This window comes from Roseivivax marinus (assembly GCF_900109705.1).
Lineage (GTDB): Bacteria > Pseudomonadota > Alphaproteobacteria > Rhodobacterales > Rhodobacteraceae > Roseivivax > Roseivivax marinus.
The window spans coordinates 132,408-159,052 of sequence record NZ_FOAI01000004.1 but is presented as its reverse complement, the minus strand read 5'-3'; the positions used below and the strand labels follow the sequence as shown (position 1 = coordinate 159,052).

The window sequence follows — 26,645 nt, the reverse complement described above, 5'->3', positions numbered from 1 at the left end:
TCGCGCGGGCCCCGTTTGCGGTATCGATCAGACGCCCGACTTGATCGAGGTCCACAGCCGGGTGACCGTGCGCTGGACGCGCGGGTCGTAGGGCGTGGTGGTGTAGAGGTTGTCCAGCGTCTCCTGGTCGGGGTAGATCGCCGGATCGCCGATGACATCCTCGTTGAGGTATTCCTGCGACGCCTCGTTGCCGTTGGCGTAGTAGACGTAGTTGGACGCCTGCGCCATGTTCTGCGCGTCGAGGATGAAGTTCAGGAAGGCGTGCGCCTGCTCCGGGTTCGGGGCATCCGCCGGGATCGCCATCTGGTCGAACCACATCTGCGCGCCCTCTTTCGGGATCGAGTACTCCACGGTCACGCCGTTGTCGGCCTCGGCCGCGCGATCGCGCGCCTGCAGGATGTCGCCCGACCAGCCCACGGCCACGCAGATCTCGCCGTTCGCCAGCGCGTTGATGTATTCCGAGCTGTGGAACTTCTGGATGTGGGGACGGATCTCGGAATAGACCTCGCCGGCCTTCTCGATCACCTCGGGATCGTGGCTGTTGGGGTCCTCGCCGATATAGTTGAGCGCGGCCGGGATCATCTCGGCCGGAGCGTCGAGGAAGTGCACGCCGCACTCGGCGAGCTTCTCCATGTTGGCCGGATCGAACACCAGGTCCCACGAGTTCATGGGCGCGTCCTCTCCGAGGACCTCCTTGACCTTGTCGACGTTCACGCCGAGCCCGGTGGTGCCCCACATGTAGTTGATCGAGTACTCGTTGCCCGGATCGTAGGCCTCGGTGCGGTCGGTGACGACGGACCACAGGTTGTCGATGTTGGGCAGCTGCTCCTTGTCGAGCTTCTGGAATGCGCCCGCCTGGATCTGGCGCTGGAGGAACGTGCCGGTGGGCACCACCACGTCGTAGCCCGAATTGCCGGCCAGCATCTTGGTCTCGAGCACCTCGTTGGAGTCGAAGACGTCGTAGATCAGCTCGATCCCGGTCTCTTCCTCGAACTGGGTCAGCAGGTCCTCGTCGATGTAGTCGGACCAGTTGTAGACGCGGACCTCCTGCGCGGAGGCCATCCCCGCGAGCAGCGCGCCCGCGGCGGTCAGGGTAATCAGCTTGGTCATGTGGTCGCTCCCGTTGGTCTTTCCGCGAGGGGCCGGCGCGGTCGTTCTCCTGTCGCGCACGCGTCCCCCTGCGTCGAGGGGATGTTTCCATGCCCCGCACGCCCCCGCAAGGTGCGCTTTGATCCCTTCGGGGCGGTTCACGGGTAACAGGCGAAAATTTGATCACATTTTGCGCGCGATCCGGGCCGGCTTGCCTCGACGCCTGCGCGCCGTAGCTCTTACTCCACGCGCGCGCAGGCGCGAGACGTTCGAGACCCGATACGACACGACCCGGAAGGACAGTTCATGGACCGCAGACATTTCCTCGCCGCCCTCGGTGCCACCGCCCTCGCCGCCGCCTGCGCGCCGATCCCCTCGGACACCGCGCTGACCACGGCGGAGCGCCGCGCGCTGCGGATTTCGAACGTGCAGGTGGTGAGTTCGGGCGCGAACTTCCTTAATTCCGGCGCGCAGGATGTCCGCAACGTGCTCGCACCCGACCTGCAAGGCGTGCTGCGGCGCGAGTTTTCGGACCGGATCGTGCAGCAGGGCGGCTGGACCATGCAGGTCGAGGTCGCGAACCTCGCGGTCGCGTCGGCCACCAGCACCGCGCTCGGGCGCGACCAGTCGCAGCTCGAGGGGACCGTGCGGCTCATCGACCCGCAGGGCACGCTTCAGGCCTCGGTGCCGATCGCGGTTACCGCGGGCGAGGCGGCGGAAAGCGTGCTGGGCGGCGCAGCGTCGGCCATCGCCGGCAGCCGCTCGCGTTTCTACCGCCAGCTGCTCGGCACCTTCGCGCGGGATGCGCGCACCACGATCCTCGGCCGCGACCTGCCGGGCCAACGCATCGTGCGCCAGACGCAGAACGCTCTCTGATCGGACCGCCTGCCGCGCCCGGCCGATCCGGGCGCGGCCCCCAAAGACCCCGGGATCAGTCCCGCCCCTCCGAGACCTCGACCTCGTTCAGTCCCACGGCGATCAGTGCTCCGACGCACGAGAGAACCGCAAAGCCCGAAAGCGCCCAGACCGCGCCGCCCGCGCTCAACGCGCCGCCGAACGCGCCGGCCACGAGCAGAAGCACCCCTATCGACGTGTTCGCAAGCGCCGCGTAGGTCGAGCGCTTGTCGGCGGGCGCCATGTCGACGAGGTAGGTCCCCCTGCCCTCGCGCACGCCCTGGTAGGCGATCTGCATCACGAAAAGGATCAGCGGTGCGATCACCACGCCGTCGGTCCAGCCCATCGCACCTGCCAGCGCGGCGACAGCCATGGCAATGCCTCCGGACAGCCCCGAAAGCATCAGGACCTTGCGCGACGACCGGTCCGAGAGCCGCCCCCAGACATAAGAGGACACGAACGCCGCCGCCGCCGAGGCCAGAAGCAACGCGCCCAGCCTCTGCAACGCACTGTCCCCGCCCGACAGGATCACCAGATAGGGCGGTGCCAGTGCCGTCGCGGTGAGCGCGCCCCGCGCCGCGATGAAGCGGCGAAACTGCGCGTCCTCACGCAGCGGCGACAGGTCGAGGCCGCGGCTTTCTCCGGGCTCGGAGGGCTTTTCCTCGAGCGTCGCGAACACCGCCGAGGCCAGGAACCACAGCGCCGACGCGATCAGGATCGCCACCACGAGCGGCCCTTTTTCCTGCAGGAGCCCCGAGATCAGCAGCAGCGCGAAGACCAGAACCGCCGCCGACGAGGCGGACCCGGCCACGCCCTTCACCGCACCGCGGCGCGTCTTGGGGACCGTCTTGCCGAGGATGTCCTTGTAGCTGACCGAACAGGCGGCCCGCGCGCAGGCCAGCACGGCGAGCGAAAGGCAGATCGCGACGCCCGCGGCCGCCCCGTCGAGCATGAGAGCCGACAGCGCGATGCCCAGCGCGCCGACCCCCTGCACCGCGCACCCCGCGACCCAGACCCACTTGCGGTGCCGTAGCGCCTCGGTCGGCCCGGCCAGCAGGATTTGCGGCAGAAGCGCCCCCGCCTCGCGGATCGGCACGAGGAACCCCACGAGGTAAGCCGGTGCGCCGAGCACGTTCATCAGCCAGGCCAGCACCAGCTTGGGATCGATCAGACCGTCCGCCACCTTCTGGACCGACAGCGACACCATGTGACGCAGCCCATTGCGGGCCTCGCGCGCCGAGGCGTCGCCATCGTCGTCGGTCAGCGTACCGTAGACCTCGCGCAGTTCGTCGTTACTCGCGTCACTCATTACCGTCTCCTGGGGTGTCAGCCTGGGATCGCGCCGGTTGACAGTTTCGGCGCCAGACGCGAGATAGCGCGCACGACATAACCCGCAACCGGGCGTTCCGTGGGCGCCGAACCGACGAGGAGCTTGGCCGATGAGCCAGATTTCCCTGACCTTCCCCGATGGCAATGCGCGCGAGTTTCCCGCCGGCACCACGCCGGCCGAAGTCGCGCAGTCGATCTCGACCTCGCTGGGCAAGAAGGCCATCTCGGCCAGCGTGAACGGTGCGCACTGGGACCTGCAATGGCCCATCGACGCCGACGCGCAGATCGCCATTCACACCATGCAGGACGAGGATCAGGCTCTCGAGCTGATCCGCCACGACTTCGCGCACGTCATGGCGCGCGCGGTGCAGGAGATCTGGCCCGACACCAAGGTCACCATCGGCCCGGTTACCGAGCGCGGCTGGTTCTACGACTTCGACCGCCAGGACCCCTTCACGCCCGAGGATCTCGGCCGCATCGAGGCCAAGATGAAGGATATCGTCGCCGCGAAGGAGCCCGTGACCACCGAGGTCTGGGATCGCGCGCGCGCGATCGCGCATTACGAAGAGCTGGGCGAGCCCTATAAGGTCGAGCTGATCGAGCGCATCCCCGAGGACGCGCCGATCCGGATGTACTGGCACGGCGACTGGCAGGATCTCTGCCGCGGCCCGCACCTCCAGCACACCGGGCAGCTGCCCGCGGACGCGTTCAAGCTGATGGGGGTCTCCGGCGCCTACTGGTTCGGCGACACCTCGCGCCCGATGCTCCAGCGTGTTCAGGGCGTGGCGTTCAAGAACCGCGATGCGCTCAAGGCGCACCTGACCTTCCTCGAGGAGGCCGCCAAGCGCGACCACCGTCGCCTGGGCCGCGAAATGGACCTTTTCCACATGCAGGAAGAGGCGCCGGGCCAGGTGTTCTGGCACCCCAACGGATGGTCCGTCTACACCACGCTTCAGGACTACATGCGCCGCCAGCAGCGCGCCGGCGGCTACGTCGAGGTGAACACGCCGCAGGTCGTCGACCGCAAGCTCTGGGAGGCCTCGGGCCACTGGGAGAAATACCAGGAGAACATGTTCATCGTCGAAGTCGACGAGGAACACGCCCGCGAGAAGGCGATCAACGCGCTCAAGCCGATGAACTGCCCGTGCCACGTCCAGATTTTCAACCAGGGGCTCAAGTCATACCGCGATCTTCCCCTGCGCATGGCAGAGTTCGGGTCGTGCAATAGATATGAGCCTTCCGGTGCCCTGCACGGCATCATGCGCGTCCGCGGGTTCACCCAGGACGACGCCCACATTTTCTGTACAGAGGAGCAAATCGAAGATGAAACACGCAGGTTCATTGACTTCCTCGCCCGCATCTACCGCGACCTCGGTTTCGAAGGCTTCAAGGTCAAGTTCTCCGACCGGCCCGATGTGCGGTCGGGAAGCGACGACGTCTGGGACAAGTCCGAACACGCGCTGCGTGCAGCCACGACTGCCGCGGGTTGCGACTTCGAGTTGAACCCAGGCGAAGGGGCCTTCTACGGCCCCAAGCTGGAATTCGTGCTGACCGACGCGATCGGCCGCGACTGGCAGTGCGGTACGCTACAGGTGGACTTCGTCCTGCCCGAGCGGCTCGACGCCACCTATATCGGCGCCGACGGGGCCAAGCATCGCCCCGTCATGCTGCACCGCGCGGTGCTTGGCTCGTTCGAGCGGTTCATCGGCATCCTGATCGAGGAACACGCCGGCAAGCTGCCGTTCTGGCTCGCGCCGCGGCAGGTTGTGGTGGCTTCGATCGTGTCGGAGGCCGACGACTACATCCGCGAGGTCGTGGCCGAGCTGCAGAAGGCCGGCGTCCGCGCCGAAGCCGACCTCCGCAACGAGAAGATCAACTACAAGGTCCGCGAACACTCGGTCGGCAAGGTGCCGGTGATCCTCGCCATCGGCCACCGCGAGGTCGAAGAGCGCACCGTAACCGTGCGGCGTCTCGGCGAGAAACAGACGGCTGTAACATCGCTGGCGGACATCGTGAGCACGCTCAGGGCCGAGGCCACATCGCCCGACCTTCTGTAACATTCCGCAACGGCGGTATTACAAAACCCCGGCCCCGGCCGGGGTTTTTCGCGTTCAAGTCCCTGAAATTCCGGTTTTCGGATGCTGCGGTGCGGCGCACACGCTGACCCCCGCGTGAAGCACGCCCGTGTGTATGGCGCGGATTTGTCGCACCGGCGACCCTTGGATCACGCCGGGCGCTGTTGCCCGGCGGGCCGCCCGAGGCGGCCGAGATCACGCACCAGGGAGACGATTTCATGTCCACCACCGTCAAGACCGCCGCGCTTCTGGGCGCCGTCGCCACCGCGCTTGCCACTGTCGGCACCGCCGCCAGCGCGCAGGCCCAGGAAAAGTGCTACGGCGTGTCGCTCGCCGGCGAGAACGACTGCGCCGCGGGCCCCGGCACCACCTGCGCGGGCACGTCCACCGTCGACTACCAGGGCAACGCCTGGACCCTCGTCGAGGCCGGCACGTGCACCGAGATGGAACTGCCCGGCGACCGCATGGGCGCCACCGCCGCGATGCTCGAGGAAGAGGGTTTCCAGGGCCTCGCCCGCGACCTGCCCGAGGGCGCCAACACCGAGGCGCTCAAGCCGGTCTGATCCGGGTGCAAAGGCCGGGGGCTCTGCCCCCGGACCCCCGGAGTATTTTCACCGAGAAGAAGGGCGCGGCGCGCCCGGGAGGACGGGATGTTCGACTGGAACGGATCGGAATTGCCGGCGGCCCCGGGCGTCGGCTTCAAGGCGCGGCACTTCGAGGCGCTGATGGCCGATCCCGGCGCGGTGCGCTGGGTCGAGGTGCACGCCGAGAACTACATGGGCGCCGGCGGGCGGCCGCGGGCGCAGCTGGCGGCACTGGCCGAGAGGATGCCGGTCTCGGTCCACGGCGTGGGGCTGTCGATCGGCGGGTCGGGCGCGCTCGACGCCCGGCATCTCGCCCGCGTGGCGCGGCTTTGCGCCGAACTGGGTCCGGCAAGTTTCTCGGAGCACCTCGCCTGGTCCACGCACGAAACCGAATTCCTGAACGACCTGCTGCCCCTGCCCTATACCGAAGCGACGCTGGCGCGGGTCTGCGCGCATGTCGACGCGGTGCAGGACGCGCTCGGGCGGCGGATGCTTCTGGAAAACCCGTCGAGCTATCTCGCCTTCACCGAGAGCACCTGGTCGGAGCCGGACTTCCTGGCCGAGATCGTCCGGCGGACCGGCTGCGGCCTGCTTCTCGACGTGAACAACGTGTTCGTATCGGCAGTGAACCTTGGCTTCTCGCCCGAGGCCTATGTCGACGCCTTCCCGCTGGGCGCGGTGGGCGAGATCCATCTTGGCGGCCACGACGCGGACCGTGACGAGCACGGCGCGCCCCTTCTGATCGACAGCCACGGGCGCGAGGTGGCGGACCCGGTCTGGGCGCTGCTCGACCGGGTGCTGGCGCGCACCGGGCCCGCGCCCGTGCTGATCGAGTGGGACACCGGCGTGCCGGACTGGCCGGTGCTGGCCGCCGAGGCGGCGCGTGCCGGCGCGGCGCTGGAGCGGGTGGCATGAGTGCCGCGGCCGCGTTTCGTGCGGGCCTGCTCGACCCCGCCGCACCGGTTCCCCCGGGCCTGACCGACGGCGCGGGACGGCACGCCGCGCGGCGCTACGCGGTCTATCGCAACAACGTCACCGCCTCGCTGGTCGAGGCGCTGCGGGCCGGCTTTCCGTCGGTGCGCGCAGGTCTCGGTCCACGCGCCTTCGACGCCCACGCGCTGGCCTTCGCTCGCGCGCATCCGCCACGCTCGCCGGTGCTGGCGCGCTACGGGGACGGGTTTCCAAGCTGGCTGGCCACGTGCGCGCCAGGTTGGGCCGGCGACCTCGCGCGCCTCGATCTGGCCCTGCGCGAGAGCTACCACGCCGCCGATCACGTAGCCGCCGATGCCTCGGTCCTGGCCACCGCCGACGGGCCCACGCTGATGGGTGCACGCCTGACCCCCGCGCCCTCGCTGCGGCTGCTCACCAGCCGGTGGTCGCTGCTCGCCTTGCGTGACGCGGCGCTCGGCGGCGGCGGCGTTCCCATGGCCGCGGCCGAAGACGGCCCGCCCGCCGAGATCGCGGTGCTGCGCCACGGCTGGGACCCGGAGCCACACCTCCTGCCCGAAGGCGGGGCCGCGACGCTGGCCGCGCTGAGGGCCGGACGGTCGCTGGGAGAGGCCGCCACGTGGCTCCGCGATCCGGACGCGTTCGGGGACCTGCTTTCGACACTGCTTTCTGCGGGTGCTCTCGCCGCCATCGAACTCTGAGGAGACGTCACATGCTGCATGACCTGCTGTTCCGCCCCGCCGACCGCCGGGACCTCCTGCTGCCGCTCGTGGCGCGGATCGTCTTCGCGGCGACGCTGCTGGGCTATTTCTGGACCTCCGCGCTCACCAAGATCGGAGACGGGCCGCTGGGGCTCGTCAGGCCGGCGTCCGGCGCCTATGCGCAAATCTTCCCGCGCCAGTTCGAGGCCGCGGGCTACGACGCGGCGCAGCTCGGCCTGCATCACTGGGCCGTCGTCGTGGCGGGGACGTGGGCCGAGATCCTGCTGCCGCTGGCGCTGGTCCTCGGGCTCTTCACCCGGCTCGCGGCAATCGGCATGGCGGGTTTCGTGGTGGTTCAGTCGCTGACCGATCTCTACGGCCATGGCGCCATCGCCCATGCCGAGACGGTCGGCGCCTGGTTCGATCACGTGCCCGACGCGGCGATCCTCGACCAGCGCGCGTTCTGGATGTTGCTTTTCGCCATTCTCGCAGTGAAGGGCGGCGGCGCACTGTCGGTGGATCGGGGCCTTGCCCGTGTGGCCGACCCGCAATCCGCGACCCGCACCGCCTGAGAGGCTCAGACCCCGAGCGCGGTCCGCGTGGCCTCGGTCCAGCCGAGGTAGAGCGTCTCGCCCTGCGCGATGAGCGGCCGCTTCATCAGCTTGGGATGCGCGGTCAGAAGGTCTTCGGGCGCGGCGGCGCGATCCTCGTCCGAGAGCACCCGCCAGGTCGTGGAGCGCGTATTCACGAGGTCCGAACCGAAGGTCGCGAGCGCGCGGTCGCGCACCTCCGCCGGCAGCCCGTCCACCGACACGTCCACGAAGTCGGCGCCGGGCAATGCCTTTCGCGCCGCGCGGCAGGTGTCGCAATTCTTCAGCCCGTAAACGATCATTTCAGGTGCTCCTTTTCGGACGGCGCCGAACGCCGGTCGAACGGGCGCATAGCTGTCGCGAGCGCCGAAGACGAGCGTGTTTCTCTTGCTTTTTACAATCGGCATGTAATCGTGGACGTTGGGGAAACCGCAACTGGCATCCGACGGACCGAGGGGTCCGCGCGCCGATCAAGGCAGCCCCGGGAAGGCCCGCGCGGCGGGCGGGACTGAAAGACGACAAAGGAGACACGGGTCATGCCGAACGGCACCGTGAAGTGGTTCAACACCACGAAGGGATACGGGTTCATCGCCCCCGAAGACGGCGGCAAGGACGTGTTCGTGCACATTTCTGCGGTGGAACGGTCGGGACTGACCGGCCTCGCCGACAACCAGAAGGTCGAGTACGAACTGAAAGAGGGACGCGACGGCCGCATGATGGCCTCGGACCTCAAGACCCTCTGATCCCGCGATACCGGCCAGCGGCCGCCCGGACCGACAAAGCATCGCGCGCGCAGGCGGGCGTAGCGGTCGTGCCGTGTGCGGCGAGGCTGTCCCGAAGGAGACGCTGACAGTCGGCGCGGCGGCGCCCGTCGACGGATCGGCGGCGGCTCAGGCTGCCTGCATCGTCCGGGCCTCGTCGCGGGCCAGTGCGATCAGGTCGGTGACGAAGCCCTTGCCGGCATCCGCCGTGCGCGTCGCGGCATAGAGGCTGCGCGTCAGCCCGCCCTCGGTTAGGGGGCGGGTGACGTAGTCCGAGCTGTATTTCACCTCGCGCACCACCCAGTCGGGCAGCACGGCCACGCCGCGGTTCGACGCGACGAGCAGCAGAATCACCGCGGTCAGCTCCACCTGCCGGACCGAGGCGGGCTCCACCTTGGCCGGGGTCAGGAGCTGGCTGAACACGTCCAGTCGCGAGCGCTCCACCGGGTATGTGATAAGTGTCTCGCCGCGGAAATCCTCGGCATCGACCCATGGCCGCGAGGCCAGCGGATGGCTCGACGCCGCCACGAAGACCGGCGCGTAGTCGAAGAGCGGCGTGAACGTCACGCCCGGCAGGTCCTCGGGATCGGACGACACCACGAGGTCGACTTCCTCGCGCAGAAGCGCCGGCAACGCGTCGAAGGCGAGGCCGGGCTTGATGTCCACGTCCACGTCCGGCCACGTCTTGCGGAAGCTTTCGAGCACAGGGAACAGCCATTCGAAGCAGGCGTGGCACTCGATGGCGATGTGCATCCGGCCCGACGAGCCTTTCCGCAGGCCTTCGAACTCGGCGGCCAGCGCCTCGACCTGCGGCAGCACCTGGTCGGCGAGCCGCAGCAGTCGCAGGCCCGCGGGCGAGAGTTTCATCGGCTTGGAGCGGCGCACGAATAGCTCCACTCCGGCCTGGTCCTCGAGGTTCTTGATCTGGTGGCTCAGCGCGCTTTGCGTGATGTTCAGACGCTCGGCGGCCCGTGCGACGCCGCCCAACTCGTGGATGGCCTTGATCGTGCGGAGGTGGCGGAACTCGATATGCATAAGCGGGTTCGCCTCATGATGGTCTTGAGATTTATGAGTTTGTCTCACGACCCCCGCATGTGGCACAAGACACCTCATGCCGACGAAGGAAGACTCCCGATGACGCCGCCCGACATTTCGCTCGAATTCTTTCCGCCGAAGTCGCTCGAGGCGTCGTTTCGCCTGTGGGACACCGTGCAGAAGCTCGCTCCGCTGGAGCCGCGCTTCGTCTCGGTGACCTACGGCGCCGGCGGCACGACGCGCGAGCTCACCCGCGACGCCGTCAAGACGATCCACCGCCATTCCGGCCTGCGGACCGCGGCGCACCTGACCTGCGTGAACGCCACCCGCGAAGAGACGCTCGATATCGCGCGCGGCTTCTGGGACGTGGGCGTGCACGACATCGTGGCGTTGCGCGGCGACCCGCCCAAGGGCGAGGATCGCTTCACCCCGACCGATGGCGGCTTCGCCAATTCCTGCGAGCTGATCGAGGCGCTGAAGGCCGAGCGCGACTTCACCGTGCGCGTCGGGGCCTATCCCGACATTCACCCCGACGCGGGCTCGATGGATGCCGACGTCACCTACCTCAAGCGCAAGTTCGACGCCGGCGCCGACGAGGCGCTGACGCAGTTCTTCTTCGATGCGGACGCGTTCTTCCGCTTCCGCGACGCCTGCGTGGCGGCCGGCATCGACAAGCCCATCGTGCCGGGCATCTTCCCGGTCGAGAACTGGAAGGGCGCGCGCCGCTTCGCCGAGGGCTGCGGCACCCGCATTCCCGACGACGTGGCCGCGCGGTTCGACGCCGCCGAGGCCGACGGGTCGTCCGAGGCCTTCGCCCGCGACTTCTGCATCGACTTGTGCGAACGGCTGATCGCCGGCGGCGCGGACAAGCTGCACTTCTACACGCTGAACAAGCCCGAGCTGACGCAGGACGTCTGCAAGGCGCTCGGCGTGACCCGCTCGGACCGCATGGTCGCCTGAGCCGATCGCGGGCGCGCGCCTCGGGCGCCCGCATCGCCTTGCACTCCCCCGAAAACTCGGAAACCGTCGCGCCGAAATCGGCGGCAGGCGGAGAGGATGACATGCGCATCGCGATCAACGGGTTCGGGCGGATCGGACGGACGGTCCTGCGGCAGATCCTGACTCGCCCCGACTGCGCCGATGTCGAGGTCGCGCTGCTCAACGACATCGCCCCGCGCGACACCGGTGCCTACCTTTTTCGTTACGACAGCGTTTACGGCCCCTATCCCGGCGCGGTGACCTTCACCGATGGCGCCCTGCACGCGGGCGGGCGCACCCTGCCCTTCCACGCCGAGCGCGACCTCGGCGCCCTACCCCTGTCCGATGTCGACGTGGTGATGGACTGCACCGGCACCGTGAAGACCCGCGCGCAGGCGGCGCGGGGACTGGAGGCCGGCGCGCGCAACGTGCTGATTTCGGGCCCCTGCGACGAGGCCGAGGAGACCATCGTTCTCGGCGCGAACGAGGATCGGCTTGGCGCGGCGCGGATCGTGTCGAACGCATCGTGCACGACCAATGCGCTGGCGCCGCTCCTCCGTGCGATCCACACAGCCCGCCCCATCGCCCACGGACACATGACGACCATCCACTGCTACACCGGCAGCCAACCGACGGTGGACGCCCCGCGCGGACCGTTCGCGCGCAGCCGGGCGGCGGCGGTGTCGATGGTGCCCACGACGACAAGTGCCACGCGGCTGGTGGGCGACGTCCTGCCCGGTCTCGCCGACCGGATCAGCGGCGCGGCGGTCCGGGTGCCCACGGTGTCGGTGTCGGCCGTGGACGCGGTGCTGACCTTCGAGGAGACCGCGCCCGACGACCCCGCTGAATGGCTGCGCGGCATCGCCGCGGAGAGCGACGGCATCATCGGCTGCACGGACGATCCCGTGGTCTCGACCGACATGCGCGCGCGGACCGAAAGCCTCGTACTGGCCCTGCCCGAGACCATCGCGCAGGGGCCGCGCCAGCTGCGCGTCTTCGGCTGGTACGACAACGAATGGGGCTTCTCGGCGCGGATGATCGACATGGCGCGACGGATGGCGGCGCCGCGCGGCTGATCCGCCTGCCCTAGCGCACGAGCGCCGCGAGCTGGTCCGCCGCCGCCTGCGCGCCGCTCACATCGCCGGCGTGCAGGAGTGCCGACACCGTGCGCAGCCCATCGCCCAGGCACGTCCGGTCGAAACCTGCCTGCGCCGGATCGGCACGCCGCAGCGCAAGGTCCGGCGCGGTCCGGTCCCGCGCGCCGAAGGCCTGCCGATAGCCGCTGGCCCCGCGCCCGAAATCGTAGGCCGCGAAGCCGTGCGCGATCGCCCAGCGGATTGCCTCGGCGTGCAGCAGGATCCCCACGGAGGAACCGGTGTCGGGATCGAGCGCCCCGCCGACGATGGCGTGCACCCGGTCCATCTCGTGATCGAGGACATGCGCCAGCGCGCCAAGCGGCCGGTCGCCCTCCCACACCACCACCAGAAGCAGCGCGTCGGCCTTCCGGGCGTTGGCCAGAACCGTCCGGGTATCGGCAGGTGCGCCCTCCAGCCCCGCCACGAGCGAAGCGTCACGCTCGAACGTCGCAGGTGTCGTCACCTCGACCCGCCAGCAACCAGCGTCGAGCTGTCGGCGGGTGAAATGGCGGATGCGTCGGGCGAGCGACGGCTTGGCGGCGGTCTGAAGCCATGTCTCGAAGCTGTCGGGCAGCGCGATGGTCGGGCGCTGCGCCGCGACGCCGCCGGTCTCCTGCATCGAGAATCGATCTGACGGGAACGCGCCGAGCAACCGCCGTGCGCGGTAGGGCGCGACCTCGGCGTGCAGGACCAGCTCGGCCCAGGGCCGCGCGGCGATGGCCCGGGCGAGCGCTGCGAAGACCACCCCGTCGGCCTCGGGGTCGAGCAGGAGGCCGCCGTAATCGCTGCGAATGAGCCGGCCGGCCGAGGTCAGGACGGTCTCGAGCCGAGCCTCGGCGGCGTTCCACCGTCCCAGGGCTGCGAGCGGCAGGATCGCCAGGGCGCGGCCGCCCTCGCCGCGGGCGCGGACGACAAAGATTCGCCAGCGGCCGGGATTGTCGCGAAACGCCCCGTCCAGCCACGCCCAGCTGAGGAAGACCGTCATCTCCGGATCGCGCTCCTGCAACGCGGACCACGCCGGGCGCAGGCGACGGAAACCCTCGTAGCTTTCGACCACCTCGACGGTGACCGCCACCGGAGCCGGACGAAGCGGTTCGGACGGGTGCGGGGCGGCGTCCTGCCGGGGCGGGAAATCGTCGAACATGAAGCGGCTCGTGCGAGGAGGTCGGGGCGGTCTGGGCCCGGTCTCCCCGAAAAATCGGGCAATTTTAGGGAAATGTGCCGATCATGCCGCAAGCGCGGTGGCGATGGCGCCGTCGAGCTTCTCGGCCAGTTCCTCGATCTGCGCGTCCTCGATGATGAAGGGCGGGGCCAGCAGAACGTGGTCGCCGAGACGCCCGTCGATGGTGCCCGACATCGGATAGCAGATGAGTCCCGCCTCGAACGCCGCCGCCTTGATCCGCCCCGCGATGCCGCGCGAGGGATCGAACGGCGCCTTGGTGGCACGGTCCGACACCAGTTCCAGCCCGAGGAAAAGGCCTCTGCCCCGGATGTCGCCCACGTTGGCGTGCTGGCCGAAGCGGGCGTCGAGCGCGGCGCGCAAGGCCTCTCCCTGCCGCGCGCAGCGCTCGACGAGGCCGCGCTCCAGGATCGAGGAGACCACCGCGTGCCCCGCCGCGGCCGCGGTCGGATGGCCGATATAGGTGTGGCCGTGCTGGAAGAAGCCCGAGCCGTTGGCGATCGCATCGTAGATCGCCCCCGAGCACAGCATCGCGCCGATCGGCTGGTAGCCCGCGCCGAGCCCCTTGGCGACGCAGAGGATGTCCGGCCGGACACCGTCCTGCTCGCAGGCGAAGAGCGTGCCGGTGCGGCCCATCCCGCACATGACCTCGTCGAGGATCAGAAGGATGCCGTAGCGGTCGCAAATCTCTCGGATGCGCCGGAAGTAGCCCGGCGCAGGCGGCACCGCGCCCGCGGTCGCCCCGACCACCGGCTCGGCCATGAAGGCCATGACGGTCTCGGGCCCGACACGCAGCAGTTCCTCCTCGAGCGCATCTGCGGCGCGGCGGCCATAGGCCTCGGCCTCCTCGCCCTCGGCGCGTAGGCGATATTCGTAGCACGGGTCGATATGGCTCACGTCCAGCAGGAGCGGGCCGAACTGCTTGCGGCGCCATTCATTGCCGCCCGCCGAGAGCGCGCCGATGGTGTTGCCGTGGTAGCTCTGCTTCCGCGCGATCAGCCGGCCCCGCTGCGGCTCGCCCTTTTCCACGAAATACTGACGCGCCAGCTTGATCGCGGCCTCGGTCGCCTCGGATCCGCCCGAGACGAGGTAGACCCGGTCGATCCCCTCGGGCGCGTTTTCCACCAGCAGGTCCGCGAGCGCCTCGGCCGGCTCCGACGTGAAGAATCCGGTATGCGCGAAGGCGAGCCGGTCGAGCTGTCCCTTCACCGCGTCGATCACCGTGCGGTCCCCGTGGCCGAGGCACGACACCGCTGCCCCTCCCGACGCGTCGAGATAGCGCTTGCCGGAGGCATCGATCAGGTAGCACCCCTCGCCGCCCACGGCGACGGGCGGCTGCTTGGCGGTGTGGCGGGGAAAGATGTGGGACATGGGGGCATGGGCCTTCGTGATGCTCGGACGCAGGGTAGACGAAGCGGCCGGAGCGGAAAAGACGGCGCCGGGTGGCGCGCGTCCCACCCACGGTCCATTTCCGGCGACGAGAAGACCGGGCGCGGTGCGCTGCGCGAGCGGCGTGCCGGGCGGGGACTCTGCGCCCGCGCGGCCGCAGGCAGTCGAAAGGTGCGGTCCGGGAGCGGACTGGTATCGAGCGGACGGCGATGGGTTGATAGGACACAGCAGAGGCACGCCAGCGTTCAGATCCAGTCAGTCTGTAATCGACAGGACCCGGAGCGGCGGCTCAGACCGCGACGCCGGGCACCTCTACGTGCCGGACGCCCTCGGCAAAATCAGACAGGCTCTGGGTCCAGGTGGTGCCGGGCCAGCGCACCTCCATCTGCCCTTTCCGTGGCCGGTAGACCGCGGTGTAGAGCGTGCCGAAGCCGTAGGCGAAGGCGGTGGAGTAGAGCGGCGGCTTGAGGAATGCGCCGATGAACTTCTCTTCCGGGTCGCGGTGCAGGGTCAGGCGCTGGAGCAGAAAGCGCTCGCGCTCGACCGTGGCGGTGAAGCGCGCATGGCTGACCCACTCGACGTTTTCCTGGTGGTTGGTCGCCACCGCCGCATGGGTCACGATGGTCGGCCGGTCCGGAGACAGCATCGCCGTGAGATAGCGCCGCTTCCGGTCGAGCGCGGTGACGTTGTAGCTCATGTGCGTGGGGATGCGGGCGAGCGCGGCGCCGGCTTCCTCGGCGGTCGTGCAGGTCTGCAGCACGTAGCGCAGGATGATCGGCACGCCGAAGCCCTCGCCCACGATACGCCGACCGCCGAAGGTCAGCGACACGGCGAGCCCCGCATCGTTCACCCCGTCGACCAGCCCCCAGAGCCCGTCCGAGACGCCCATGACCGTCCGGCCCTGCCACCGCGTGCGCAGGATCAGGCTGTCGAACGCGTTCGGAGCATAGTCGTAGTTGCGCACCATGACCGGCTCGCGCCCCGGCCAGATCGCCTGCGAGCACCCCGAGAGGTAGGGCGGCGGGATGTGGAACGACAGAAAGCGCGCCGCCTGGTCGCCGCCGCCCGCGAGTTCGCACAGGTGGTCGTAGATCGGCACGATCTCGGGCATGTGGGTCGCCAGCGCACGGCGGCTGTCGAGGTAGCTCGGGCGCGCGGCATCGCCCTCGCGCAACCACCACCGGCGATAGTCGGGCCAGTATTCGTGGAACAGCCCGGCCCATTTCGGGCCGGGCTCGTCCTCGGAGATTGCGCGCCAGAGGGGCATCGGGCCGGCTTAGAGGATCTTGAAGGCCGGGTCCGCCAGCGCGGGGCCCGCCTGCGCCACCGGCAGGGCCTTGCCCGACACCTGCGTCTTGATGCCGTGGATCCACTTTTTGGCGCGCTCGTTGAGCTGGAAGCTCTTGGTCATCGAGCGCCCGCGGGTGACGAGGATGCCGAGATCCGCGCCCTCGTAGCGGTAGTCGCCGGGCCGGATGATGCGCAGGAAGAAGGCCTCGTTCTCCGATTCCACCGCGCGGCGGTGATAGTCGAAGCGGTCGAAGACCACGCGGCCGTCCTCGAGCATCTTGTAGATGCCGGTCTCGGGCGCGGCTGTGCAGATATCCACCGTGTCGTCGGTGTGCTTGATGACCATTTGACTCCAGGAGTCGATGTTGTCGGAATCGGCCCAGCGCGCATTCAGCTCGTCCACGTCTAGATCGAACTTCTTCTTCGAGAACTCCAGCAGGTGGAACAGGAAGAGCGGCGCGTCGGCATGGGCGAAGGCCGCGTGGTTGGTCATGGACGAGGCGCCGGTGATGCGCGGGTTCAGCTCGCCCAGCCAGAGCTCACCGGTCTTCTTGTCGATCAGGAAGTCGAGCTCGAAGTAGCCGCGATAGCCCTCCTTGCGGAGCTGCTCGCCGAACTTGAAGGTCAGGTCGCGGGCCTTCTCGCGGACCTTTGGCGGGAAGGCGGTCGAGAGGATCTCGTTGCCGCACCAGCCGCCGCGATAGGGCGTGAGATCCTTGAAGCCGACGAGCTCGGTCATCAGCGGGCCGACGATGGTGCCTTCCTTGGTGGCGCAGGCCTCGATCGCCGAACCGCGGCAGTCGATGCGCTTCATGATCTTGATCTCGCCCTCGCCGACGATCTCGTGCTCGTGGCGGCGGAAGTCGGCTTCGGACTTGATGAAGAAGGTGGTGTGACCGCTGTCGCCGAAGGCCGATTGCAGGACCAGATCGTTGCCGAGGTCATGCTTCTCGCAGGTTTTCTTCAGATCGGCGTAGTCCTTCACCTCCGCGAGGGCGTTGGGCACGGAGGGCACGCCGGCCTTGTTGCCGATGCGGACGGTCTCGATCTTGTTGTCCATGCTCTGGCGCAGGCTGGCCTTGGGGAACCACACCTCGCCGCCCAGCTCCTTGGCGAGCCGCTCGGTCTCCTCATCGAACATCAGGAAGACGAAGCGGGGCTTGCCACCGCGACGCTTGACGTAGTCGACCACCTCCTTGTGCTGCAGGAGGTAGTTGTTGATGTCCTCGATCGACTGGAACTCGGCATGGGGCTGCTCGGAAGGGCAGAACACGTTCGGGTGTCGCCCGTCATAGCAGTCTATGTAGCAGATATACTTGAAGTTCTTGGCCCACTCGTCGAGTCCGAGCAGGTTGAAGTTGGTCGCCGACACGAAGTAGATCGGCTCTTCGTTGCGGTGGAAGAACCGCCGGATCTCCGAGATGTTCCTGAGCGCCTTGGCCATGCGTTTTCACTCTCCCTGCATTATTCCGCCGCGTGGGACAGTCCCGTCCCCGCGTGCTTGTCGAGCGCCTCCTGGGTGAAGACGCGCAGGCCCAGGTCGGGCCGGTATCCGTGGATTTCGTTGACATCCAGCGCGCGCATGAAGTCGAGGATCTCGTTGGAGATCACCTGACCCGGCACGAGGATCGGAAAGCCCGGCGGATAGGGGATGATGAACGACGCCGAGACGATTTCCTCGCCGCGTTCCATAGCAGCCTTCAAGCTGCCGTTCAGTTCAAGGTAGTCGCAGTTCTCTTCCCCGTAGGCGAGGAAGAAGGCAGACCGGATGTCGCCCTCGGGCGTGCCGTTGTCGGCGCGGAAGGCGTCATGGAAGCGCGAGAAGTCCGGCAGCGGCGGCAGGTCCTCCATCAGACCTTTCACCCGGCGCTCGAAGGACAGCTTCTCCATCCGGCTGGCATCGTCGATCAGGTCGTCGAGCTCCTTGGCGATCTCGACCAGGACCTCGATCAGGTAGGCGACCGAGCTGCGCGTCGTGCCGATATTGGTCATGAACAGCACGGTATTGCGCGAGGTCTTGTTGATCTGGATGCCATAGCGATCCATCAGGATATCGGTCTTGAAGGTGTCGCCGTCCCAGCCGGTGCCGCCGACCGCGAGGGTCACGCGGGTGGCATCCAGCACGAATTCGTCGCGTTCCCACGCGTCCCAGATCTCGGTCCAGCCCTGGTCCGTCGAGTAATAGGCCGACACCCCGCTCTCGCGATATTCCGAGGGGATCATGTCTCCCGCCGTCAGGACCTTGAAGTACTTCTGCAGCAGAGGATGGGTGCCGATGGCGCGGCGCATCGCCATCGCGGCCTCCACCTGGCGCTGGACGAACTCGAAGCCCTCCAGTTCGACCTGTCGCCGGCCCACATCGAGCGAGGCGATGATCTGGTAGTTCGGGCTCGTCGAGGTGTGGGTCATGTAGGCTTCGTGAAAGCTCTGCTCGACCTCGCCTTTGAAGTCCTGATCGTTGACGTGGATCATCGAGCCCTGCCGCAGGGCGGTCAGGGTCTTGTGTGTCGACTGGGTGGCGTAGGTCCGCACCCGCGCAGTCGGCGGCGGGATCAGCCGCGTGTTCAGCAAGGTCTCGTCGTCCGCGTCCTTCAGCTCGGCCTGCTGGCGTTCGTAGGCTGCCGCGTGCTCGTCGGACCGCAGGCGAACCCGCAGCGTGTTCGCCGCGTTCATCGCCGTGCGGTGCCGGTAGGTCGGGTTGAAGCGGGCGAAGGCGAACCATGCCTCGTCCCAGAGGAAGATCAGATCGGGCTTGATCGCCAGGCACTCTTCCATGATGCGCTCGACGTTGTAGACGATGCCGTCGAAGGTGCAGTTCGTCAGCAGCAGCATCCGCACCCGGTCGAGCTTGCCGGCGGCTTTCAGCTCCAGCAGCCGGTGCTTGATCTCCTTGATCGGCACCGCGCCGTACATCGAGAACTCGTCGAGCGGGTAGCTGTCGAGGTAACTGACCTGCGCGCCGGCCAGAACCATGCCGTAGTGGTGCGACTTGTGGCAGTCGCGATCGACCAGAACGATGTCGCCCGGCCGGATCAGCGCCTGCACCACGATCTTGTTGCAGGTCGAGGTGCCGTTGGTCGCGAAGAACGTCTGCTTGGACCCGAAGGCCCGGGCCGCCAGCTCCTGCGCCTGCTTGATCGGGCCGTGCGGCTCCAGAAGCGAGTCGAGTCCGCCCGAGGTGGCCGAAGTCTCGGCCAGGAAAATGTTGGGCCCGTAGAACGCGCCCATGTCCTGGATCCAGTGCGACCGCGTGATCGACTTGCCACGGCTGATCGGCATGGCGTGGAAGACACCGGTGGGCTGCTTGGAATACTCGGTCAGCGCCGTGAAGAACGGGGTCTTGTAGCGCGACTGGACACCCCGAAGGATGTTCAGGTGCAACTCCATGAAGTCTTCCTGATTGTAGAAGACGCGCCGGCAGATGCCGAGGTCGAGACCCGCGATGTCCTCGACCGAGCGGTCCGTCACCAGGTAGGCGTCGAGTTCGGGGCGCACCTCGGCCACAAGCCGGCACAGTTCGGGGCCGTAGTTGTGCGGGTCGATCCCTTTCAGGTCGTCCTGCCCGCCCGCCCCGGCGAGGTAGCGTTTCAGGAGCGGCATGTTGAACTTGGACCGCAACGTCAGGCCGGGCCGCACGACGATGGCCTGGATGTTATGGTTGAAGAGCACGCCCATCAGCGCGTCCTCGAGGCTCGAAACCACGACGCTCTCGTAGAGGAACGGGTCCTCGGGGCGGCGCATCCGCTCCATGTTGTGCTTGAGCCAGCGTTCCTGCTGCTCGTTCACCTGATCGACGATCATCACCTCGAAATAGGGCTTGGTCAGCGCCCGCGCCTCGGGCGACAGCATCGCCTCGTCGTCGTTCTCGTCCGGTTCGAGGGAATCGCGATCCAGCGGGATGTGCCGCCGGCGGTAGGCGCCGGTGGTCAGCGCCCGAAGGATCCGATGCGTTGTGTAGGACAGGTCGTCGTAGCTGCCGTGCTCGAACTGGCGGCGCATGTGCTCGAAGGCGGCCATGCCGGGAAAGGCCCAGTAGGGCTCGATCACCGACAGGCTGTCGAGCAGCGCCTGCACCCGTTCGCGCAGCTTGAGCATCTGGCGCTCGGAGCCACCGAGGGTCAGCGCCTCGGTGGCCTCGCGCAGCGCCGACCAGCGGTCGGACCGCAGCTGGATGGCGGAATAGTAGTCGTTGACGGACTCCATCGCGTCCTCCTCCCGTCTGTCATGGGCGGTGGATCGAACGGTTGGGAGTCCGTCCGCGCCCTTATCTTGTGCCCGTCATGCCCTCGGCATGCTGGGCGGCATAGACGCCTTCCGGCTGCGGCGCCTCGGCTTCGGTCTCCACGTCGACGCGCAGACCGCGCGTTGTGCCCTGCTTGGGCATCTCGAGCGGCCCGAGCGTGTGCAGGAAGGCATCGGTGCCGGAGGTCCGGTCGTAGACCGGGAAATCGTTGCCGCGGTCGCGGAACGACTTGAGCACCTGACCGAGACCCTTGAGACCGGTCTCGCGCTGGCGGCGCACCACGTCGAAGTCGACCTCGATCGGGAACATGTCCTCCTGCCCGGCGGACTGATGCAGCACCATGGACGACGGGTCGACCACGCAGGACTTGCCGACGCCGCCGGCACCAAGACCGTTCACGTCGATCACGTAGCACTGGAACTGCGCAGCGGTCGCCCGCGCGATGGCCAGCTCGGCATCACGGTCCGTGGTGCCCGTGAGAACCGGGTGCAGCAGCACCTCGGCGCCCATCGAGGTCAGCTGCCGCGTGGTTTCGGGGAACCAGATGTCGTAGCAGATCGACAGGCCGAAGCGGCCGACCTCGGGCACGTCGAAGACACAGAAGTCGGTGCCCGCGGTGATGCCCTGCTCGTAGGGCCGGAACGGGAACATCTTGGAATAGGACGCGACGATCTCGCCGTCCGGGTCGATCACGAACGCGGTGTTCCGGATCGCGCCGTCTTCGTCCTTGATGAACATCGAACCCGGCACGAGCCACACGCGGTTGCGGCGCGCGGCCTCGCGGAACTTGTCGAGCGCCTCGTTCTCGGACGGCAGAGCGTACTTGTTCAGCGGACCGAACGGCGCCAGCTCGGAAAACAGGACCATCTGGGTCCACGGAAAGCGCGCGAGGCACACGTCGAGGCGATGGATCATGCCGTCGACGTTCGATTGCAACGGGTTCACGTATTGCTGGATGCCAGCGATGGCGAACGGGGTCATGTAAAGAGATCTCCTGATGCGTCGTCCTGCGGGCGGAGCCGCCCGGCGGGGACGTGTGCGTCCGGCATCCTTTACGCTCTCACGACGAGGACTGAAACCGGGGATCTGCGCACGACCTTCCCGGCGTGCCCCCCGATGAGGAAGTTCTGTGCAAGATCCGGGTCATGGCTGGCCATCACGATGAGGTCCGCGCCGGTCTGTTCGGCCGTTTCGACGATTCGCTGTGTGATCTGGCCCAGCGCGACATGCTGGGTATGCGGCGTATCGGCCGGAAGCGAGTCGCGCGCCAGTTGGTCGAGCCTCTCCTTCGCGGCGGTCAGCGCCTGCTCCTCGTAGTGGGCGGGGAAGAACTCCTCCACCAGCGGCATGCCCATATCGGGCACAACGGTCATCAGATGGAGTGCGCCTCCCGATGCCTTGGCGAGCTCGGCCGCCTGCGGCAGGCCCTGCTCCCAGGACATCGGATCGTTGAGGTCGATGGCGACGAGGATGGACTTGAACATGGCTCCGATCCTCCCGCTTACGCCGTCGCCGCGCGCTTCTTGCGCCGCTCTGCCTCGTCCCGCTCGCCCCGGCCGCGCTGAGCCCAGATCACCAGCGCGAGCAGCAGGAAGGCCGGGATGAACATGAGATACTTCGACGGCTGCCATTGCGGTTGAAGCACCCGCAGCACCTCCTGGTCCCAGTCGAGACCGGCGTCCTGCGCAGGGCTGTCGAAGGCCACGTCGTCGATGATCATGCTGTCGCCGTCCTCGCGGAACATCAGGCCCGCGTTCTCGAGACGCTCGGCCCCGGTCTCGCCCTCGGGCATGTTCAGAAGCGCGGTGAACTCGAGCGGCTCGCCGATCTCGTTCACGCCCGAGATCCGCAACCGGAGCGGTTCACCCACCGGCGTGCCCTCGGCCGCCTGCTCGATCTGCGTTGGCGGCACCGGATCGTAGGGCGGATAGACCATGTCCATCCAGAAGCCCGGCCGGAACAGGGTGAACGCGATCAGCATGAGCGCAACACCCTCCCAGATGCGGTTCTTCGCGAAGAACCAGCCCTGCGTCGCTGCCGCGAAAAGCAGCATGGCGATGGTCGCGATTATGAAGACGAATATTCCCTGTATCCACGTCACGTCGATCAGCAACAGCTGCGTGTTGAAGATGAACAGGAACGGCAGTGCCGCCGTGCGGAGGGAGTAGAAGAACGCGACCGCACCGGTCTTGATCGGGTCGCCGCCCGACACCGCCGCGGCGGCGAACGAGGCAAGGCCCACGGGCGGTGTCACGTCCGCCATGATGCCGAAGTAGAACACGAAGAGGTGCACCGCGATCAGCGGCACGATCAGTCCGTTCTGCTGGCCCAGTGTCACGATCACAGGGGCCAGAAGGGCCGAAACCACGATGTAGTTGGCCGTGGTCGGCAGGCCCATCCCGAGGATCAGCGACAGGATCGCCGTCAAGAACAGGATCGCGAGGATGTTGCCGCCCGAAAGGACCTCCACCACGTCCGCCAGAGCAGAGCCGACGCCGGTCTGGCTGACCGCGCCCACGATGATGCCCGCGGTCGCCGTGGCGATGCCGATGCCGATCATGTTGCGCGCGCCGGTCACCAGACCGTCGAGCAGGTCGAAGCACCCGTTGCGGAACGCACGCCCGAACTGCCCCTGCCCCCGGAACATCGCCAGAAGCGGACGCTGGGTGAGCAGGATGAAGATCATGTAGGTCGCGGCGTAGAAGGCCGAGAGGCCGGGGCTGAGCCGGTCCACCATCAGGGCCCATACAAGGACGACCACCGGCAGGATGAAGTGCAGGCCCGAGCGCACGGTCGGTCCGGGCAAAGGCAGGGTCTGCTGGCCGCTGCTCTCGGTCTCGAGCTCGGGGATGGTCTCTTTCGAGGCGATGTAGACGAGGCCCACGTAGACCGCCGTCAGCAGCACGAAGAGGATCCAGCCCGCGGTGTCGGGGAACGCGGCGCGGATCCAGCCCATGCCGTAGTAGACGATGAAGCTCAGCGCGCAGATCGCCGCGATGATGAAGGCGGTGCCGATCAGGCGCTGCACGATGGGCTTGGGCGTGTAGGCGCGCGGCAGGCCCTGCATCCCCTGCTTCAGCGCCTCGAGATGCACGATGTAGACCAGCGCGATGTAGGAGATCACCGCCGGCAGGAAGGCGTGCTTGACCACGTCGAAGTAGGGAATGCCCACGTACTCGACCATGAGGAACGCCGCGGCGCCCATCACCGGGGGCATGATCTGGCCGTTCACGGACGAGGCCACCTCGACGGCGCCGGCCTTCTCGGACTTGAAGCCCACCTTCTTCATCAGCGGGATGGTGAAGGTGCCCGTGGTCACCACGTTGGCGATCGACGAGCCCGAGATCAGGCCGGTCATCGCCGAGGAGACCACCGCGGCCTTCGCCGGGCCGCCCTTGAGGTGGCCCATCAGGCTGAATGCGACCTGGATGAAGTAGTTGCCGGCGCCGGCCTTATCGAGCAGCGAGCCGAACAGCACGAAGAGGAACACGAACGAAGTCGAGACGCCCAGCGCGATGCCGAAGACGCCCTGCGTCGTGATCCACTGGTGGTTCATCACCACGCCCAGCGACTTGGACGAGTGCGCGATGAGCTGCGGCATGTAGGGGCCGAGGAACGTGTAGGCGAGGAACACCGTCGCCACGATCATCAGCGCGGGCCCGAGCGAGCGGCGCGTGGCCTCGAGCAGCAGCAGGATACCCACCACGCCCACGACGATATCCTGCGTGATCGGCGCGCCGACCCGGCTCGAGATGCCATCGTAGTTGAAATAGATGTAGAGCGAGGCCCCTGCCCCGCAGATCGCCATCGCCCATTCCCAGGGCGCGACACGGTCCTTGGGCGAACCCAGCACGACGCCCGCGATCACCAACGCCCCGATCAGCAGGACCCACCAGGCGGACCCGCCGGAGCCGATCCAGAACAGCGCCGTCAGCAGCGCCGGCACGACGACGCCGAGACCCAGCTGGAACGGTGTGCGCGCAGCCGGGAAGGCCATGAATCCGAGGAATATGGCAAAGGCCAGGTGGAAGGCCCGTGCCTCGGTGTTGTTGAACACGCCCACGCCGATCATGAACGGCAGTGGCGACGCGATCCAGAGCTGGAACAGCGACCACATGAGGGCGACCGCGGTGATGAACAGGCCGACCGGACCGCTGGGCGATCGGCCGCCCGCGTCGGTGGACGCGACGAGTTCGTCCAGCTCCTCCTGGCTGAGGCCCGCCTTTCCGGAGGCCTCGTTCTCGACAGCCGCAGCCTGGAACTGGTCCTTGTCGTCGCTCATCTGTCCATTCCCTGTCCTGTGAGCCGGGACTTTGCTGTCCGGTCTCGGGGCCGTCGGGCCCGGCATTTTTGGGGAGGGCGGACCCGCGCGCATTGCGCGGAGCCGCCCGTGTCACAAGGTCCGGTCAGCGACCGTCAGGCAACGGCGATCAGGAGCCGCCGTCCATCCAGCCCTGCTCCTGGTAGTACTTCTCGGCGCCCGGGTGCAGCGGTGCGGAGAGACCGGCCTGGATCATCTCTTCCTGGTCGAGATTGCCGAAGGCGGGGTGCAGGCGCTTGAAGCGGTCGAAGTTGTCGAACACGGCCTGGACGACGGTGTAGACGGTGTCTTCCGGCACGCTCTCGGCGGTCACGAAGGTCGCGCGCACACCGAAGGTCGTGGTGTCTTCCTCGATGCCCTCGTAGAGCGACGCGGGAATGGTCGCCTCGGCGTAGAACGGGTTGTCCGAGATCAGGCTGTCGATGTAGTCGCCGGTCACGTCCACGAAGACCGCGTCGCAGCTCGAGAACGCTTCCTGGATCGAGCCGTTCGGGTGTCCGACCTGGTAGACGAAGGCGTCGATGTTGTTGTCGCAGAGCGCCTGCGCCTGCTCGGTCGCCTGAAGCTCCGAGGCGAGCGAGAAATCGTCGGCCGTCATGCCGGCGGCTTCCATCACCACGTCCATGGTGGCGCGCTGGCCCGAGCCGGGGTTGCCGATGTTGACGCGCTTGCCGGCGAGATCGTCGAAGGTCTCGATACCGGCATCGGCACGGGCCACGACGGTGAAGGGCTCGGGGTGCACCGAGAATACCGCGCGCAGGCCCTCGAACGGCTCTTCGAAGCTGCTCTCGCCGTTATAGGCGTAGTACTGCTGGTCCGACTGGGCGACGCCCATGGTCTGGTCGCCGGCCTTGATCGCGTTGATGTTGGCAACCGAACCGCCTGTGGACGGCGCGGTGCACTGCAGGCCGTGATCCGACGTGCCGCGGTTCACCAGGCGGCAGATCGACTGGCCGACCACGTAGTAGACACCCGTCTGGCCACCGGTGCCGATGGTGATGAAGTTGTCCTGCGCGTAGGCGCCGGTCGCGGCGAACAGCGCAGCAGCGGCGGTCAGGCTCTTGAGGTGGGTCATGTCTGGATCGTCTCCCTGTCGATTTCTCCGGTCACGCCCGACGAGACCGCCCAGCGCGACACGTGGCTATGCGAGGCTGAGAAGCCCCGAGCGGGTAACGTGGGGGGACAGTTTCGGTTCCGACGCAGGCGCACGGCACTGCGGAACGGCATGTCTCGGACCGTGCAGCCCCGCCGGCCTGCAAACGGTCCTCCAACCCCCATTGATTGAACGTTAACAAGAAGCGGAATCGGATCAAGGTTCATAATCAGCGCCTTAGCGCACCGATTTCGCCTTCGGAGCGACTCGCTTACTGAGGGGAAAGATCAACTTGATCAAATGTTAAAGCCTTGGCATGTCGCGGAAAATGCCGCACACGACCGGTCTTGGACGGCAAGCGAAACCGGAACGGCGCGCGCGGCGCAAGCCCGCCATTGCGCCGACTAGAGGACGCTCAAAACCCAGCCGGCGAACTCGGTCAGCAACGCGTCGGACGCCGAATCGAAGGCGCGCATCAGCGTCGGGGTGTCCGTCGCCGGCGCCTGCGCGCGCGCTTCGAAGGTGCGGCTGGACAGGATCGCCACGTCGGTTTCCCGCACGAGCTGCACGCGAACGCGCAACACCACCTCGGCGCCCTCGCCCTCGGGCGCGGCGACGGCATGGAAGTCGATGACGTCAGAGACGATCGCGACGTCGCCCGAGAGGCCCAGCGGCTCGCGGGCGACATAGCGGAAGGCCTCGGTCTCCTGCAGGGTGCGCAGCATCAGCGACTGCATCATCACCGGCATTTCCTCGCCCCAGCGCGCGTCGTCGAGATACTGCGCCTGAAGCTGCGAAGGCTTCACCATCACCCGGTCGGTATCGAGCGCGCCCGTGGTCGTCGGCAGCTCCACGATGACGTCGAGCGACCGCGCCCCGCCCTGCGGCACCGCGTCAGGCGCCTGCAGCTCGTAGACATCGAGCACCGTCGTCGCGTCCGACAGCGCCGACAGTGCCGAGCAGCCGCTCAGGGCCAGGGGAAGAAAGAGGATCGCGAGAAGGCGCATGG

General features: G+C 67.7%; 23 protein-coding genes. 9 read left to right on the top strand and 14 right to left on the bottom strand.

Features of this window, described 5'->3' with window-relative positions; all coding sequences use genetic code 11:
- Positions 1–27: 27 nt before the first annotated feature.
- A complete protein-coding gene (locus BMX29_RS07000) occupies positions 28–1,110 on the bottom strand; it encodes a polyamine ABC transporter substrate-binding protein (protein ID WP_043842181.1) in 1,083 nt (360 codons plus the stop codon).
- Between the two features lie 285 nt (positions 1,111–1,395).
- Here BMX29_RS07000 and BMX29_RS06995 point away from each other — a divergent pair, with 285 nt between their 5' ends.
- Positions 1,396–1,965 carry a twin-arginine translocation signal domain-containing protein gene (locus BMX29_RS06995; RefSeq protein WP_092811476.1) on the top strand — a complete coding sequence of 190 codons (570 nt, stop codon included), beginning with the start codon at positions 1,396–1,398 and terminating at the stop codon, positions 1,963–1,965.
- A gap of 55 nt (positions 1,966–2,020) precedes the next feature.
- Here BMX29_RS06995 and BMX29_RS06990 read toward each other — a convergent pair whose 3' ends face one another.
- The gene (locus BMX29_RS06990; RefSeq protein ID WP_092811474.1) at positions 2,021–3,292 is read right to left on the bottom strand and encodes an MFS transporter; all 1,272 of its coding nucleotides are present in this window, start codon (positions 3,290–3,292) and stop codon (positions 2,021–2,023) included.
- A 130-nt stretch (positions 3,293–3,422) separates the two neighbouring features.
- Here BMX29_RS06990 and thrS point away from each other — a divergent pair, with 130 nt between their 5' ends.
- The 5 genes from thrS (at position 3,423) to BMX29_RS06965 (ending at position 8,192) form a co-directional block, all read left to right on the top strand.
- Complete coding sequence (gene thrS / locus BMX29_RS06985; protein ID WP_092811472.1) at positions 3,423–5,369, top strand: threonine--tRNA ligase; 1,947 nt, start codon at positions 3,423–3,425, stop codon at positions 5,367–5,369.
- Between the two features lie 236 nt (positions 5,370–5,605).
- Positions 5,606–5,950, top strand: coding sequence for a BufA1 family periplasmic bufferin-type metallophore (locus BMX29_RS06980; protein ID WP_092811625.1), 345 nt, complete (start codon positions 5,606–5,608; stop codon positions 5,948–5,950).
- Positions 5,951–6,037: 87 nt separating this feature from the next.
- Complete coding sequence (bufB, locus tag BMX29_RS06975) at positions 6,038–6,886, top strand: MNIO family bufferin maturase (protein WP_092811470.1); 849 nt, start codon at positions 6,038–6,040, stop codon at positions 6,884–6,886.
- On the top strand, positions 6,883–7,620 hold the full coding sequence (locus BMX29_RS06970; RefSeq protein ID WP_092811468.1) for an HvfC/BufC N-terminal domain-containing protein: 738 nt from the start codon (positions 6,883–6,885) through the stop codon (positions 7,618–7,620). The genes bufB and BMX29_RS06970 overlap by 4 nt, the downstream gene beginning before the upstream one ends.
- 11 nt (positions 7,621–7,631) lie before the next feature.
- Entirely contained in the window at positions 7,632–8,192 is a 561-nt protein-coding gene (locus tag BMX29_RS06965; RefSeq protein WP_092811466.1) for a DoxX family membrane protein, read from the top strand.
- Positions 8,193–8,197: 5 nt separating this feature from the next.
- On the opposite strand, the gene BMX29_RS06960 is transcribed toward BMX29_RS06965, so the two are convergent.
- Positions 8,198–8,512 carry an ArsC/Spx/MgsR family protein gene (locus BMX29_RS06960; RefSeq protein ID WP_092811464.1) on the bottom strand — a complete coding sequence of 105 codons (315 nt, stop codon included), beginning with the start codon at positions 8,510–8,512 and terminating at the stop codon, positions 8,198–8,200.
- A 234-nt stretch (positions 8,513–8,746) separates the two neighbouring features.
- On the opposite strand from BMX29_RS06960, the gene BMX29_RS06955 reads away from it, so the two are divergent.
- Positions 8,747–8,953, top strand: a complete 207-nt coding sequence (locus tag BMX29_RS06955; RefSeq protein WP_043842165.1) for a cold-shock protein — start codon at positions 8,747–8,749, stop codon at positions 8,951–8,953.
- 147 nt (positions 8,954–9,100) lie between these two features.
- On the opposite strand, the gene BMX29_RS06950 is transcribed toward BMX29_RS06955, so the two are convergent.
- Positions 9,101–10,006 (bottom strand): LysR family transcriptional regulator, encoded by a 906-nt coding sequence (locus BMX29_RS06950; RefSeq protein ID WP_092811462.1) that lies wholly within the window; start codon positions 10,004–10,006, stop codon positions 9,101–9,103.
- Positions 10,007–10,105: 99 nt separating this feature from the next.
- Between BMX29_RS06950 and metF the strand changes: the two genes are divergently transcribed.
- Both metF and BMX29_RS06940 read left to right on the top strand, forming a co-directional pair.
- Entirely contained in the window at positions 10,106–10,966 is an 861-nt protein-coding gene (gene metF / locus BMX29_RS06945) for a methylenetetrahydrofolate reductase [NAD(P)H] (RefSeq protein ID WP_092811460.1), read from the top strand.
- A gap of 101 nt (positions 10,967–11,067) precedes the next feature.
- Complete coding sequence (locus BMX29_RS06940; RefSeq protein ID WP_092811458.1) at positions 11,068–12,060, top strand: type I glyceraldehyde-3-phosphate dehydrogenase; 993 nt, start codon at positions 11,068–11,070, stop codon at positions 12,058–12,060.
- A gap of 10 nt (positions 12,061–12,070) precedes the next feature.
- Here the strand turns inward: BMX29_RS06940 and BMX29_RS06935 are convergent, their stop codons facing one another.
- From BMX29_RS06935 to BMX29_RS06890, 10 genes are all read right to left on the bottom strand, one after another.
- Positions 12,071–13,264, bottom strand: coding sequence for a GNAT family N-acetyltransferase (locus BMX29_RS06935; protein WP_092811456.1), 1,194 nt, complete (start codon positions 13,262–13,264; stop codon positions 12,071–12,073).
- A gap of 81 nt (positions 13,265–13,345) precedes the next feature.
- Positions 13,346–14,671 carry an aspartate aminotransferase family protein gene (locus tag BMX29_RS06930; RefSeq protein WP_043842156.1) on the bottom strand — a complete coding sequence of 442 codons (1,326 nt, stop codon included), beginning with the start codon at positions 14,669–14,671 and terminating at the stop codon, positions 13,346–13,348.
- Between the two features lie 307 nt (positions 14,672–14,978).
- Positions 14,979–15,956 carry a C45 family autoproteolytic acyltransferase/hydrolase gene (locus BMX29_RS06925; RefSeq protein WP_092811454.1) on the bottom strand — a complete coding sequence of 326 codons (978 nt, stop codon included), beginning with the start codon at positions 15,954–15,956 and terminating at the stop codon, positions 14,979–14,981.
- 9 nt (positions 15,957–15,965) lie between these two features.
- A complete protein-coding gene (locus BMX29_RS06920) occupies positions 15,966–17,423 on the bottom strand; it encodes a biotin carboxylase (protein WP_043842153.1) in 1,458 nt (485 codons plus the stop codon).
- 20 nt (positions 17,424–17,443) lie between these two features.
- Positions 17,444–20,182, bottom strand: coding sequence for an aminotransferase class I/II-fold pyridoxal phosphate-dependent enzyme (locus BMX29_RS06915; RefSeq protein WP_092811452.1), 2,739 nt, complete (start codon positions 20,180–20,182; stop codon positions 17,444–17,446).
- 61 nt (positions 20,183–20,243) lie between these two features.
- The gene (locus BMX29_RS06910) at positions 20,244–21,203 is read right to left on the bottom strand and encodes a carbon-nitrogen hydrolase family protein (protein WP_092811450.1); all 960 of its coding nucleotides are present in this window, start codon (positions 21,201–21,203) and stop codon (positions 20,244–20,246) included.
- A 71-nt stretch (positions 21,204–21,274) separates the two neighbouring features.
- Positions 21,275–21,706 carry a universal stress protein gene (locus BMX29_RS06905; RefSeq protein ID WP_043842148.1) on the bottom strand — a complete coding sequence of 144 codons (432 nt, stop codon included), beginning with the start codon at positions 21,704–21,706 and terminating at the stop codon, positions 21,275–21,277.
- A 17-nt stretch (positions 21,707–21,723) separates the two neighbouring features.
- Positions 21,724–24,504, bottom strand: coding sequence for a TRAP transporter permease (locus tag BMX29_RS06900; protein ID WP_043842146.1), 2,781 nt, complete (start codon positions 24,502–24,504; stop codon positions 21,724–21,726).
- Positions 24,505–24,652: 148 nt separating this feature from the next.
- Complete coding sequence (locus BMX29_RS06895) at positions 24,653–25,618, bottom strand: TAXI family TRAP transporter solute-binding subunit (RefSeq protein ID WP_092811446.1); 966 nt, start codon at positions 25,616–25,618, stop codon at positions 24,653–24,655.
- 422 nt (positions 25,619–26,040) lie between these two features.
- A complete protein-coding gene (locus BMX29_RS06890) occupies positions 26,041–26,643 on the bottom strand; it encodes an ABC-type transport auxiliary lipoprotein family protein (RefSeq protein WP_092811444.1) in 603 nt (200 codons plus the stop codon).
- Positions 26,644–26,645: the final 2 nt, after the last annotated feature.

Excerpts from the sequence above, each read along its gene's own strand:
- BMX29_RS06925 (WP_092811454.1), bottom strand. The coding sequence starts at position 15,956 with ATGCCCCTCTGGCGCGCAATCTCCGAGGACGAGCCCGGCCCGAAATGG.
- BMX29_RS06905 (WP_043842148.1), bottom strand. The coding sequence starts at position 21,706 with ATGTTCAAGTCCATCCTCGTCGCCATCGACCTCAACGATCCGATGTCC.
- BMX29_RS06920 (WP_043842153.1), bottom strand. The coding sequence starts at position 17,423 with ATGGCCAAGGCGCTCAGGAACATCTCGGAGATCCGGCGGTTCTTCCAC.
- metF (WP_092811460.1), top strand. The coding sequence starts at position 10,106 with ATGACGCCGCCCGACATTTCGCTCGAATTCTTTCCGCCGAAGTCGCTC.
- BMX29_RS06970 (WP_092811468.1), top strand. The coding sequence starts at position 6,883 with ATGAGTGCCGCGGCCGCGTTTCGTGCGGGCCTGCTCGACCCCGCCGCA.
- BMX29_RS07000 (WP_043842181.1), bottom strand. The coding sequence starts at position 1,110 with ATGACCAAGCTGATTACCCTGACCGCCGCGGGCGCGCTGCTCGCGGGG.
- thrS (WP_092811472.1), top strand. The coding sequence starts at position 3,423 with ATGAGCCAGATTTCCCTGACCTTCCCCGATGGCAATGCGCGCGAGTTT.
- BMX29_RS06965 (WP_092811466.1), top strand. The coding sequence starts at position 7,632 with ATGCTGCATGACCTGCTGTTCCGCCCCGCCGACCGCCGGGACCTCCTG.
- BMX29_RS06930 (WP_043842156.1), bottom strand. The coding sequence starts at position 14,671 with ATGTCCCACATCTTTCCCCGCCACACCGCCAAGCAGCCGCCCGTCGCC.
- BMX29_RS06935 (WP_092811456.1), bottom strand. The coding sequence starts at position 13,264 with ATGTTCGACGATTTCCCGCCCCGGCAGGACGCCGCCCCGCACCCGTCC.
- BMX29_RS06900 (WP_043842146.1), bottom strand. The coding sequence starts at position 24,504 with ATGAGCGACGACAAGGACCAGTTCCAGGCTGCGGCTGTCGAGAACGAG.
- BMX29_RS06955 (WP_043842165.1), top strand. The coding sequence starts at position 8,747 with ATGCCGAACGGCACCGTGAAGTGGTTCAACACCACGAAGGGATACGGG.
- BMX29_RS06950 (WP_092811462.1), bottom strand. The coding sequence starts at position 10,006 with ATGCATATCGAGTTCCGCCACCTCCGCACGATCAAGGCCATCCACGAG.
- BMX29_RS06890 (WP_092811444.1), bottom strand. The coding sequence starts at position 26,643 with ATGCGCCTTCTCGCGATCCTCTTTCTTCCCCTGGCCCTGAGCGGCTGC.
- BMX29_RS06895 (WP_092811446.1), bottom strand. The coding sequence starts at position 25,618 with ATGACCCACCTCAAGAGCCTGACCGCCGCTGCTGCGCTGTTCGCCGCG.
- BMX29_RS06980 (WP_092811625.1), top strand. The coding sequence starts at position 5,606 with ATGTCCACCACCGTCAAGACCGCCGCGCTTCTGGGCGCCGTCGCCACC.
- bufB (WP_092811470.1), top strand. The coding sequence starts at position 6,038 with ATGTTCGACTGGAACGGATCGGAATTGCCGGCGGCCCCGGGCGTCGGC.
- BMX29_RS06940 (WP_092811458.1), top strand. The coding sequence starts at position 11,068 with ATGCGCATCGCGATCAACGGGTTCGGGCGGATCGGACGGACGGTCCTG.
- BMX29_RS06915 (WP_092811452.1), bottom strand. The coding sequence starts at position 20,182 with ATGGAGTCCGTCAACGACTACTATTCCGCCATCCAGCTGCGGTCCGAC.
- BMX29_RS06960 (WP_092811464.1), bottom strand. The coding sequence starts at position 8,512 with ATGATCGTTTACGGGCTGAAGAATTGCGACACCTGCCGCGCGGCGCGA.
- BMX29_RS06990 (WP_092811474.1), bottom strand. The coding sequence starts at position 3,292 with ATGAGTGACGCGAGTAACGACGAACTGCGCGAGGTCTACGGTACGCTG.
- BMX29_RS06995 (WP_092811476.1), top strand. The coding sequence starts at position 1,396 with ATGGACCGCAGACATTTCCTCGCCGCCCTCGGTGCCACCGCCCTCGCC.
- BMX29_RS06910 (WP_092811450.1), bottom strand. The coding sequence starts at position 21,203 with ATGACCCCGTTCGCCATCGCTGGCATCCAGCAATACGTGAACCCGTTG.